The 12,069-nt window shown below is 52.2% G+C and carries 10 protein-coding genes; 4 read left to right on the forward strand and 6 right to left on the reverse strand.

The annotated features are described in order from the left end of the window. The first annotated feature begins 9 nt into the window (after positions 1-9). The 4 genes from HER32_RS05815 to prfB all read left to right on the forward strand — a co-directional run bounded on the left by HER32_RS05815 (position 10) and on the right by prfB (position 3,644). Positions 10-735 carry an ABC transporter ATP-binding protein gene (locus HER32_RS05815; RefSeq protein ID WP_149071309.1) on the forward strand — a complete coding sequence of 242 codons (726 nt, stop codon included), beginning with the start codon at positions 10-12 and terminating at the stop codon, positions 733-735. Between the two features lie 55 nt (positions 736-790). Then, complete coding sequence (locus tag HER32_RS05820; protein ID WP_168681163.1) at positions 791-1,339, forward strand: cob(I)yrinic acid a,c-diamide adenosyltransferase; 549 nt, start codon at positions 791-793, stop codon at positions 1,337-1,339. A 57-nt stretch (positions 1,340-1,396) separates the two neighbouring features. Further along, a complete protein-coding gene (locus HER32_RS05825) occupies positions 1,397-2,461 on the forward strand; it encodes a branched-chain amino acid aminotransferase (RefSeq protein ID WP_168681165.1) in 1,065 nt (354 codons plus the stop codon). A gap of 105 nt (positions 2,462-2,566) precedes the next feature. After that, positions 2,567-3,644, forward strand: a protein-coding gene (gene prfB, locus HER32_RS05830) for a peptide chain release factor 2 (RefSeq protein WP_168681167.1) whose coding sequence is annotated in 2 segments (ribosomal slippage) — positions 2,567-2,626 and positions 2,628-3,644 — 1,077 coding nt in all. Because the reading frame shifts where the segments join, the coding sequence is not laid out codon by codon here. Between the two features lie 221 nt (positions 3,645-3,865). On the opposite strand, the gene HER32_RS05835 is transcribed toward prfB, so the two are convergent. The 6 genes from HER32_RS05835 to HER32_RS05860 all read right to left on the reverse strand — a co-directional run bounded on the left by HER32_RS05835 (position 3,866) and on the right by HER32_RS05860 (position 12,026). Further along, a complete protein-coding gene (locus tag HER32_RS05835; protein WP_168681170.1) occupies positions 3,866-5,029 on the reverse strand; it encodes a RagB/SusD family nutrient uptake outer membrane protein in 1,164 nt (387 codons plus the stop codon). Between the two features lie 246 nt (positions 5,030-5,275). Then, positions 5,276-8,359, reverse strand: coding sequence for a SusC/RagA family TonB-linked outer membrane protein (locus tag HER32_RS05840; RefSeq protein WP_232066404.1), 3,084 nt, complete (start codon positions 8,357-8,359; stop codon positions 5,276-5,278). A 690-nt stretch (positions 8,360-9,049) separates the two neighbouring features. Then, positions 9,050-9,235 (reverse strand): hypothetical protein, encoded by a 186-nt coding sequence (locus tag HER32_RS05845; RefSeq protein ID WP_168681172.1) that lies wholly within the window; start codon positions 9,233-9,235, stop codon positions 9,050-9,052. A 105-nt stretch (positions 9,236-9,340) separates the two neighbouring features. Beyond that, complete coding sequence (locus tag HER32_RS05850; RefSeq protein WP_168681174.1) at positions 9,341-9,796, reverse strand: hypothetical protein; 456 nt, start codon at positions 9,794-9,796, stop codon at positions 9,341-9,343. Positions 9,797-9,887: 91 nt separating this feature from the next. Next, the gene (locus HER32_RS05855; protein WP_168681176.1) at positions 9,888-10,547 is read right to left on the reverse strand and encodes an immunoglobulin-like domain-containing protein; all 660 of its coding nucleotides are present in this window, start codon (positions 10,545-10,547) and stop codon (positions 9,888-9,890) included. Positions 10,548-10,568: 21 nt separating this feature from the next. Continuing rightward, on the reverse strand, positions 10,569-12,026 hold the full coding sequence (locus HER32_RS05860; RefSeq protein ID WP_232066405.1) for a SusD/RagB family nutrient-binding outer membrane lipoprotein: 1,458 nt from the start codon (positions 12,024-12,026) through the stop codon (positions 10,569-10,571). Between the last annotated feature and the right edge of the window lie 43 nt (positions 12,027-12,069).

Consider the following 12,069-nt stretch of genomic DNA (forward strand, 5'->3'; position numbering starts at 1 on the left):
TCACCGGTTATGCTGCCTCCCGTTATTGAAACCACTGACATTTCGAAGGTCTACCAGATGGGAGCCGAGCGTATTCATGCACTGCGGTCGGTGTCCATCACCATCCAGCGCGGCGAGTACGTGGCTTTTATGGGCCCGTCGGGTTCCGGCAAGTCTACCCTGATGAACATTGTTGGCTGCCTCGATACTCCCAGTGGGGGCCAGTACATCCTGAACGGGAAAGACGTCAGCCACATGACGGACAACCAGCTGGCCGATGTACGTAACAAAGAAATCGGCTTCGTTTTCCAGACCTTCAACCTGCTGCCCCGGGCTACGTCCCTCGACAACGTAGCCCTGCCGCTGATTTATGCGGGCTACGGCAAAGCCGACCGGCAGGAGAAAGCCATGCAGGCCCTGCGCAGCGTGGGCCTCGACACGCGGGCCAAGCACCGCCCCAACGAGCTGTCGGGCGGGCAGCGCCAGCGCGTAGCCATTGCCCGCGCCTTGGTCAACGACCCCAGCATCATCCTAGCTGATGAGCCCACCGGCAACCTCGACACCAAGACGAGTCATGAAATCATGGACTTGTTTGAGGCCCTGTATGCCAAGGGCAACACCATCATCATGGTAACGCACGAAGAGGACATTGCGCACTATGCTCACCGCATTGTGCGGCTGCGCGACGGGTTGGTGGAGTCCGATCAGCCTAACCTCAATGTAACTACTCACCACCTTTCCTACACGGAGCAGTAGCCCCATGCGGCCCGGCAGTGTGCACCACTGACGACGGCACGCGGTCTTTTCCCCTATGAAAATTTACACCAAAACCGGTGACAAGGGCCTTACCTCACTTATTGGAGGCACCCGGGTTTCGAAAGCCAGCCTGCGCATAGAATGCTATGGCACGGTCGATGAGCTTAACTCCTACATCGGCCTGGTGCGCGACCAGCCCGTGAATGCCGCCCGCCGCGACCTGCTCAAAGAAGTGCAGGACCGCCTGTTCACCATCGGCGCTACGTTGGCCTCCGACCCCGAAAAGTCCCGGATGAAGGTACCCGATTTGCATGCTCAGGACGTAACCCTGCTGGAAGAGCAGATGGACCGCATGAACGAACAGCTACCCGAGCTGCGGGCCTTTATTCTTCCCGGTGGTCATCAGGCCGTATCGTTTGCGCACGTGGCCCGGTGCGTGTGCCGCCGCGCCGAGCGACTGGTAGTTGCCCTGCAGGAGGATGTACCCGTGGCCGAACTCGTGCCCATCTATTTGAACCGCCTCTCCGATTATCTGTTTGTGCTCAGCAGGCTGATGACGGTAGAACTCGGTGCCGAAGAGGTTACCTGGCAACCGCGCACCTGATTGCGGCCACCCGCCTTTCCCACCCCACTCTTTTTGCATACCCAGTTTCTGTTTCCTATGCTCGACACCCTATCGATTCGGACGCAGCGCACGACGGCCTCCCGCCTGTCGCAGCTCGACCCTGAACACATTGAGTTTGGTAAAATTTTCGCCGACCACATGCTGGTGGTCGATTATCGTGATGGGGAATGGCAGGAGCCACAGATCCTACCCTACGGCGAAATGACGGTTAGCCCGGCTAACTCGGCTTTGCACTACGGTCAGGCCATTTTCGAAGGCATGAAGGCCTACAAAAACGCGGAAGGCGAAATTGCGCTTTTCCGGCCGCTCGACAACCTGCACCGCCTCAACGCTTCGGCCGAGCGGATGTGCATGCCACACGTGCCCGAGGAGGTGTTTATGCAGGGCCTGGCGCAGCTCATCCGCCTCGATGCTGACTGGGTACCCAATGCCCCCGGCAGTGCCCTATACATCCGCCCATTCATGTTTGCCACCGATGGGTTTATCGGCGTACGGCCCTCGGAGAGCTACCGATTCGTCATCTTCACCTGCCCGGTGGGCCTTTACTACAACAAACCCCTGCGGGTGCGCTTCGAGCAGAAATATGTGCGCTCGGCGGAAGGCGGGGCCGGGTTTGCCAAGAATGCCGGCAACTACGGCGCGGCCATGTATCCCACCCGCCTGGCCCAGGAAGAAGGCTACAACCAACTGATCTGGACGGATGCTTCCGAGCACCAGTACGTAGAAGAGTCCGGCACGATGAACGCCATTTTCGTGCTGGATGGCCGCCTCGTAACGCCCGCGCTCAGCACCTCGATTCTCGATGGCATCACGCGGCGCAGCATCCTGCAGCTGGCCCGCGACTGGGGCATGCCAGTTGAAGAGCGCAAGGTCTCCATCTTTGAATTGCTGGAAGCACACCGCGCGGGCAAGCTGGAGGAAGCCTTTGGCGTAGGAACGGCCGCTACCATTGCCCCCATGGCCACTATCGGCTACCAGGGCGAGGACTTTGAGCTACCCGTTGCTGGCCCCGACGCTTTTTCCAAGCGTGCTTCAGCGGCTTTACACGCCATCAGAATCGGGGAAGCCCCCGATGAGCACCACTGGATGGTGCGCATCTAAGAAAAGCCATTGCTTGCCAGAAACGCCCGTTATCGGTCTGCTGCCGGTAGCGGGCGTTTGTCTATCGTTACTTTTGCTAGTCTCATCACTCACACATTTTACTCCATGACCTACGAACAGGTGAAGGAATTGAAGGGCCGCGCCGAGGCCCTGAGGAGGTATCTTTGACTACGATGCCCGAAAAGAACAAGTCATTGAAGCCGAAGCGCGAACCACAGCGCCCGATTTCTGGGATAATTCCAAAGCCGCAGAAGCCGCGCTAAAGGAAATCAAAGCCCTGAAAACCTGGACCGATGATTTTGAAACGGTGCAGCAGGCAATAGCTGATACGGAGGTGTTGTTTGACTTCTATAAAGAAGGCGACGTTACCGACGTCGAAATGCAGGCCGACTTCGACGCCACTCAGCGTAAAGTCGAGCAGCTAGAGTTCAAGCGCATGCTGTCGGATGAGGAAGATCAGCTTTCTGCCATCATCGAAATCAACCCCGGAGCCGGGGGGACCGAAAGCCAGGACTGGGCCGAAATGCTGATGCGCATGTACATCATGTGGGCCGAAAAGCACGGTTTCGGGGTACGCCAGATCAGCTACCAGCCCGGCGAAGGCGCTGGTATTAAGTCGGCCTCGCTCGAAATCGACGGAGACTTTGCCTATGGCTACCTTAAAAGCGAGATTGGCGTGCACCGGCTTGTGCGCATCTCCCCTTTCGACAGCAGTGGCCGCCGCCACACCTCGTTTGCCTCCGTGTTTGCCTATCCCGTGATTGATGATACCATCAACATCGAAATCAACCCGGCCGACATTTCCTGGGATACATTTCGGGCGGGTGGAGCCGGGGGCCAGAACGTAAACAAGGTGGAAACGGCCGTGCGGCTCACGCACGCTCCCTCGGGTATTATCATTGCCGTGCAGATTGAGCGTAGCCAACTCATGAACAAAGAGCACGCACTGCGGATGCTAAAATCGAGGCTCTACCAGATAGAAATGGACAAGCGCCACGCCGAACGCGACAAAGTAGAAGCCACCAAAAAGCGCATCGACTTCGGCTCTCAGATCCGAAACTACGTGTTGCACCCGTACAAGCTCATCAAGGACCTACGCACCGGTATTGAGCGCACCGACGTGCAAAACGTGCTGGACGGCGACCTGGATGAGTATATCAAGGGGTTTCTGATGCAGAGTTAAAGCAAACTCAAGTTGCTGACTATTCACCATCTTGAAAATTAGTCAAACAGCCGCAGTTATACCCTGCGTTACGCCTTACCAACAAGGAGAGCCGATAGACCCAGGTAACGTAAGTGGCACCACTATTACAAAAGGGAACTGATCGTCTCATTCTTTCTCTTCACATAATAAAAAAAGGCTACGCGAATTCGCGTAGCCTTTTTTACTGGTTTCCAATCAACTTAGGGGTTGATACGGTCCCAAGCTTTTTCAGCGGCTGGCTTCTCCATTTTGGTGAATAGCGCGTAAGGGCTGCTGCTGTAGGCCAGCGTCTGACCGGGCGAAACAACTGGCTTCAAACGGCCGGTACGGCGCAGGTCAATGAAGTAATGACCTTCGTAGAATAGTGAGTAACGACGCTGCTTCAGGATTTCATCCATGGCTTTCTCCACGGAGCTGAAGGTTCCTTCGGGTAAAGCAGCCAACCCGCCTGCTTTCGTGCGGATTACGTTGATATCTGCCAAGGCGCCTGCCAAATCGTTGGTATTAGCCTTCGCCTCTGCCGAAATCAGAATGAGCTCTTCATTACGAATAATGTCAAGCGGGCTGGTGTTTGTGGCAAACACCCGGGCTTCGTAGTTACCAGTGAGGCCGCCAGTTACCCGGGGAGTGGTACGCAGACCAACCTTCGCCAAACGGGCATCACCAGCTTCGGCCTCAGACACGAAATTATCCGGTACTACTACCACGTTGGAACCGTTGCCGTTTGGCACCTGGAAATAAGGATTGCCTTGGTCACCAGCAATTGCTGGGTTAAATGTGATTTTGGGCCCAAGTGTCAGCAGGGCAGCCGGATCATAGAAAGAGGCAGCCAAAGCCTCTTTTGCGCCAGCGTAGTCTCCCTGGTACAGAGCAACACGTGCGGCCAAAGCGCGGTTGAATTTTTTGAACGTAGCGGGCGTGTTGAAGCCAGCATAGCCAGCTGACAGCGAGAAGCCGAACGCATCCCCCCCCTTATCAAGCTCGCTGGCTCCCAGATCCAGAAGCCCTCGGATGTTGGTCAACGCTTCAGCCGGCGCAACAAACTTCCCAGGCTTCAACGGATTATCCAAATCAATCCGGATACCGTTGTCGCCTTGTAGGTTAAGCATGAGCAGTTTGGCCAATGCTTCGTAGGTGTGGGTATAGCCCGCAACTCCCTGCTTTTGCACGTCCGTCAGCGCTTGGCTGTTGTTGGCCGACTCACGATACACCTGTGCAGCGCGGCGGGTTTGAGCCAGCGGAACGTAATAAGCGTTGTAATAGGCTGCATCATCCAGCGTAGCACGGGTGCCCTGCAGCTCGCCATACCAGCGCGACTCCGTAGCCGCCAGTACCGTTACTTCCCGCCCGAAGGTGCCTACCACCCAGTTGTAAGGGGCGTTGGTAGTATGTACCGTGCGGAGCGAAGCCTCCAGGCCCACGGCCAAGGCGTCCAACTGGGGCTTGGTAGCATTATTGAGTACCGAGCCCAAACCCGGGTTATTGGGATCTTGCACCGCCTCTACGTCGAAGAAGCCGCAAGAGGAAGTGCTAAGCAAGGCGACCAAAGCTGCCGCTGTTAGCTTCCGATTTAAATATTGCATGAAACAGATTTTCTGAGATGAGAGGAATTAAAAATCGATGCCCAGGTGGAAGAAAATCCGGCGGGTGCTCGGATAACCGGCAACGTCTACTTGAGCAAAGTTAGCGGTAGAACCGAAGTTCGACACTTCAGGGTCATAGCCTCTGTACTTGGTCCAGGTAATCAGGTTGTTACCCGATACACCGATCCGAATATTCTGTACATAGTCCTTGAACAGGCTCGTACGTATGCTGGAGGGTACGGAGTAGTAAAGCGACGCCTCACGCAGACGCACATAGCCGGCATTCTGGATGAACTCCCGGGCGCTCAGGCCCTGACGGTACTGGCCTTTGGTAAGGGGGTTTCCTTCATCGTCAATCTCGCCACTTGATTCGCTCCAGTCTTCCGACGTACCACCCTCATCTTTCAGCAGGGTGCTCAGGTTGCTGTTGTAGCCATCTTTCTTCCAGTGGAAGAGGAAAGACAGTTCGAAGTTCTTGGCAATGGTCAAGGAGTTCAGGAAAGACATCTGGAAGGTAGGCTGAGCCTCCTCATAGCGCGTCAGACCGCTGAAGTTGGTGCTGTTCGGATCGTTAGGCGTACCATACCACCGCGAGGGCGACTCACCCAGCGTGAAGATGTTGCGGCCAAACGTAGCGCCGAAGCCCGAACCCGTGTTAAAGGAAGGCACCAGCAGAGGGGAGTCGTCGAGACGGGTTACTTCCGTGCGGTTAAACCAGAACTGCGTGGTGCTGGTCCAGTTGAAGAACTCATTCCGTACGGGGTTCGCGTTCAGAGCCAGTTCAAGGCCGCGGTTGCGCAGGTCACCAATGTTGTAAGCCCGAATAGACGTCACGCCTGTGGCAGGAGCCAGCGTATAGGTGTTGATCAGGTCAAACACTTCTTTGTTGTATACGGAAGCTTCCAGGCCAATGCGGTTTTCCAGGAAGCCCATGTCGATACCAGCTTCCAGTTCCGAAGCACGCTCCGGCTTAATATCCGGATTGCCCAGTAGCGTGGAAGGATACAAGCCGGGGCGGCCGCCCGTAGAAATTGCGGTGAGCGGGGAGTATAAACCATTGAAGAAAGCCGGTCCACCGGTTTCACCATAGGCTACGCGTAACTTCATCAGGTTTACCGGCTCCAAGCTCCAGAAACCAAACTTGGCAAGGTTAACGGCCAAAGAGGCCTTGGGGAATGCATAATACTTCTTAGGGTCACCATTCCGGTTTGATTTATCAAAGCGGATACCGGCCGTCGCAATGATTTGGTCGCGGAAGTTGGCCTCCTGCTGGGCTACAAAACCCAAGTCAGCTTCTTCGCTGATGAACGTCTCCTGCGATGTAACAGTTCCCCGGTTCGGAGTATAGGGCGGGCCAGGTGAGAGGTTCACACCCTGGTTGTAGGTCAGGTTCTGCTTTTGGCTGAGGCGAACGGTACCGACCTGCGAGGTGAGGTTTACGGCATCACCAACTTTCCAATCGTAAATCAGGAAGCCTTGCAGGTTGGAGTTGAAGAACTGATTTTTGGCCACACGAGCTGCGCCTGGCAGGGCTACTGCCCGCTGCGACTGCATGTCGGAAGGCAAAGCCAACAGTGCATCACTGCTGGAGAAGTCTACCCCACCCTGGGCAGCAAAGCGCAGGGAAGAGCCTTCTTTGTCGATCAGCCGCACAGTCAGGCTACCCGTCTGAACGTAGCGGTTCGTAGTTTCTTCGTTGATAGCACGCTCAACAACGGCCAGCGGGTTGTCGCCAGTATAAGCAGACTCCGGGAATTCTCCCGCTGCGTTCGGGTGCAATTCTGCATAGCTTGGGATGTAAGCCAGGTTGTAGCCTAGGGCAATACCACGGTTGTCGTTACCAGTGTAACCGCGACGGTTCTCGGAGTTGATATAGTTAGCGCTAACGCCCAAGTCAATCCGCTGACCGAGTTTGTGGTCAATGTTAGCCCGAATGGAGTGGCGCTCAAAGCCGGTACGCTTTACAATACCTTCTTCATTCGAAGTAGAACCCGATACAAAGAACTTCGTTTTTTCGTTGCCACCGGAAACACTCAAACCAGTATTACGCAGGAAAGCCGTGTTGCCATAGATTTCCTTCTCGTAGTCATAGATTTTACCGCTTGCCTGCGCGGCAGCCAGTAGCTCTTTCTCCCGGGCAGCACGTGCACCTGAGTAGAATAAGTCAATTTTATCAGCCGTCCAGTCTTCTTTACCCAGCAGGTTCCACGCTTTGGCAAATCCCAAATCCTGGTTGAAGCTTACGCGGGTTTTGCCGGCGGCACCGCGCTTAGTTTTGATGATAACTACACCCGCGTTAGCGCGAGTACCATAGATAGCGGCGGCGCTAGGGCCCTTCAGAATCTCAATAGACTCGATATCGTTCGGGTTCAAGTCAGAAAGACGGTTAATGCCGTTGTCCTGCGTAGTACGGCCGGCAACGCTCGAGGCACCGGAGAAGGCAGCTCCGCCAGCACCATTGCCTACCTCGGCATTGACGGCATAAACACCGTCGATAATGTACAGCGGCTGCGAGGAGCCGTTGATGGTAGAAATACCACGCAACTGTACCGAAATACCACCACCGGGGGCACCGCTGGTTTGGGCAATGTTTGCGCCTACTACTTTGCCACTCATAGCAGCATCCACAGTAACGGGGCGAGTGCTGCCCGTCAGTTCTTTCGCGGATATAGTCGTAATAGCGTTTGCCAAGTTTGAGCGCTTAACGCTCGTGGCCAGACCGGTAACGACAACCTCATCCAGTTGACGGGTATCTACCGACAGTCCTATGTCTACCGTCGTAGAGTTACCGATGGGACGCTCAACGGTGCGGTAACCGATAAAGCTGAACGTCAGCGTAGTAGCTGTAGCGGGCACCGCAGAAATGGTGTATGAACCATCGGAATTGGTGGAGGCCCCTACAGTGGTACCTTTCACTAGAACGGTCACGCCTGGTAATCCTTGACCATTCGCGACATCTGTAACCCGGCCCGATATGCTCCTTTCTTGAGCCACTGCGTGCTGCAACAGCGCAGTGAATAGCAAGAAGCTTAACAGTGAGAAAAGTTTTTTCATCAGGTAGTTGTTTGTTTTGTGAGTAAAAGGGGTGAGTGAAAGAATGTTGTCGACCAAACGTAAGGATTTTTTTGGTTAATTCTTATACTCGAGCTTAGAGGATATTATTATCTAACTTTTTCTTTTTTATTTACAATTTTCAGCAATAAGACGATATTTGACAAGTCTATCAAGTCATGTAAAAGCCGCTGTAATAGTAAGACAAGGCACACGTTATTAGATATATACACCCTTATTTAACCCTTCTTATTGAACCTACCTGTAAAATAAAGGACGGTAGCGAACAGCAAGTGATTAGTATCTTGGTTAATGCTTCAGACAACTCTCATGTGCAAAAAGTGTAGCAGGACATCCCTGCGCAAGAGAACGGCAGCCTGAAAGGCCAGTCCAAGTACCAATGCAGCGGCTGCCACTATCAAGCTGTCTTTACGCCCACCGCCGTGCACAAAGCGGCCCAGTACGCGTAGGTGAAAAAGCTGCTAGCCGAGCGTGTTTAGCAATGGGCCATTATGCGCCTGACTGGTGTCTCACGCCCCACGATCGTCAAGCTAGAAAAAAGCACAGCCCAAGCTTCGCCCTTCTGCGCCCACGAGCCGGCCCCGGATGTTGGAACTAGATGAGCTGTGCAAGGGCAAGCGCGGCGCATCGTGGCCTAGGTACTCGGCACGCGGGGTACGGTCACCGCCGCCTCTCGCAGGCCCTGCCGTTGGCTTACTATACGGGCACCTAATCAGACGGATGGGAGGCCTACCGCGGCGTGTTACCTGAGCCGAGCACACGCTCAGTATAAAAGGCAGCAGGCAGACCAGTATCGTGGAGGTTGTTGACGGCTGGCTGCGGCAAAAGTGTGCCGTGCTCGTGCGCAAAACCAGTTCGTTGAGTCGCTTCCTGCCCATGCACCGCATCCGCACTCAACTTGTCATTGATGAACATAATCGGCGCGTTGAGGAAATGGACTAATCACCTGCTATTTTACAACCACCATATAAAAGGGCGATGCAGTTGCATCGCCCTTTTATAAAGAATAAATAAAAACTGTTAAGGAGTGCTACCTGCTGGTTTCAGCACTACAGCCCGGCTACCTGAATAAGTACAAGCATCAGAGAAATCTCCCCCAATTTCGAAGGTAAATTTAAGACTATCCCCTACTACTGTCCCTGTACCAGACGCCGTCAGGTTATACTCTGCCGTAGCAGTTTCATAAACGAAGGGCGTAGAAGGCAGAGTAATAGTATTGCCACTTACCGTCGCTTTCAATGGCGGAGCAATTCCGTAGACATGAGCAATCCAAACTTTGCCTGGATCATCTGTTGTGTTATATACAGAAACTGTATAATCACTTACAGCACCAGCACAGTTTTCTGCACCTAAGTAATCACCAGCAACTGCCGACAGGATGGTAACTTCGTCGTCGTCATCCTCGCAGGATACCAGCGTAGTAGAAATGCCAGTTAGCAGTAAACTAGCTAGAAAGGCGTATTTGATTTTTTTCATGTGGAAAGTAAAGGAATGACTGTTTAGAAATTATCAACTAAAGCAAATACTGAGAGTAATTCGCTTTAGTTGAGAAGTTCCTCTACTGATTTTACTGCTTTACAAAAGTGCGTAAAGCGGTTCCAAAGCTTGGGTTGATTACAACGTACTTGTATCCCACGATTTTTCCGTCTGCGAGAGTAGTAGATACGTTTTGAAAAGATACCTCCCCAATGTTAGGAACATTTTGCGTGGGAAACACCAACTGGGTTGGTGAGACTTGAGCGAGATATGATGGTTGAATAAAAGCCGAAGGCGGCAATACTCCACCAAAATTACTGTTCCGGTAAATACCCGGACCAATTTTTGTGATAGTCACAGGCGCGCCGTTTGTGCGAGCATAGCTTCCGCTGATATCTTCGTTAGCTACTGCAGGATCAACTACAGCTACCAAGCGAGAAGTAGAAGCTGTAAATCCATCAGAATTTTGCCCCGTGTAAGTAATAGTGTAGACACCTAGTGTATTTGTATCTACAGTACCAGTAACCTTCGTTTCAACCGTCTGGTCTCCAATTTTGGTCACTGCCCCAGGATCATTGAATGCTTGCCCCTTGAATACACTCAAAATGGGAGCATCAGTAAGTGCTATGGTAGGGTAGGTAGTGACCCGAGAGACGATATAAGGAGAAGCCTCTTCCTTATCGCAACTAGCCAACATTATGGTGGCAGCTAAAACTGAGATGCCTAAAAAACGGCTCAGATGATTATTCATGTGTTTAAGGCTGAAGCTTAATTAATTTCTTTTATCCCACCAAACCGGTACTTCAGCGCGCACCAAACCAGGATAGTTCGGGTTTCGTTGCGACTCCGACAATGGATAGAGGAAACGGTTTGCGATTACTCCATCAGGCAAGATGCTGCTTATTGAAGGCTCAATAAAAGAAGGATAACCCGTGCGACGAAGTTCGCTCCAAATCTCAAACCCTTGGGTACCGCCGAGTGCAACCCATTTTTGGGTAATGATCCTATCAATTTTACTCTCAAGATCAGATGTGTTGTCATAATCAACCATTTCACCTTCTAAGAATGCATTTACTTCTGCTGCATCAGTTACTCCAGCCTTATTGAAAGAAGCCGTAATTGCTTGCTCATACAAAGACTTAGCTGTAGCACCAGTAGCCAGACCGCGTGCAGCGGCTTCAGCTTGTAAAAACAAGCTTTCTACACCACTCATCAGGATAACAGGGGCATTTTTTGCAAAAATTCCCCCAGTTTGGTAGTTAGGCCGAGAAAAAGACGTCAATGCCGTAGTTGGAGCACCAACTATGCCGGCTAAACCCTGCTGAATACCACGGTGTGGAGAATTAGGATTTGGTGTTGCACCAGGGTGCTGAAAAAGATAGTCGATGCGCGGGTCCTGAGTTTCTACCAGATAGTCAATGATGGTCTGGCTAGCAGCAATATTATTAGCTGTAGTACCCGTAACATCTGTTTGGTAAAGAGGGTTTGAGCGGCTAGTAGTTCCTTCGAACTGTACGGAAGCATCCTCATCAGCTTCGAGAAATTCTGCGCCACTAGCGTACAATGCACGGATACCTGCTTCTGAAACTTCTGGGCGCGCGTAAATCTGCCGTATGTAAACTCGCAGTTTTAGCGTATTTGCAAAGCGACGCCACTTCTCCATATCCCCTTGGAAAACAAGGTCTTCGTCATGAACAATTTCATTGTCATCATTGATTTGAGCAACTGCGTCGTCAATCAATTTGATAATACCATCGTAAACTACAGGTCCCTCATCAAACTTAGGGCTTGTATTACCTAAGCCTTTCAGAGCATCAGTGAATGGCACCTTATCGAAGCCATCAGTCAGTACTTGAAATGTATATGCTTGCATGATCCCTGCCATAGCAGCATAGTTTACACTATCGCCTTTGGCACGATCCTTCACATATTTAAAATCATTTAGTGCACCAGCATACAAAGTTTGCCAAGGACCATCGTAACCAGATTCAGTTATTTGGTACTTATCAAGATTTTTATATTGGTTAGCAACCAAAGATTGTGAGAAGTGCTGGGCCCAAAAATTACCAGCTACTTGGAATTGGTTACCCATAATGTACGCCACCGTACCTTGTCCTGAGGGCGTAACAATATCTACCCCTACTGATTTAGGGTAATTGGGGTTTTCGTTCACATCCAAGAAGTCTTCGCAAGCTGTTAAGGCTACAGAGCCAAGCAGCAAAGACGACATGATGATTTTATGCAATTTGCTCATATTGGAGATTTTACTTTTT

The organism is Hymenobacter sp. BT18, assembly GCF_012273015.1.
GTDB lineage: Bacteria > Bacteroidota > Bacteroidia > Cytophagales > Hymenobacteraceae > Hymenobacter > Hymenobacter lutimineralis.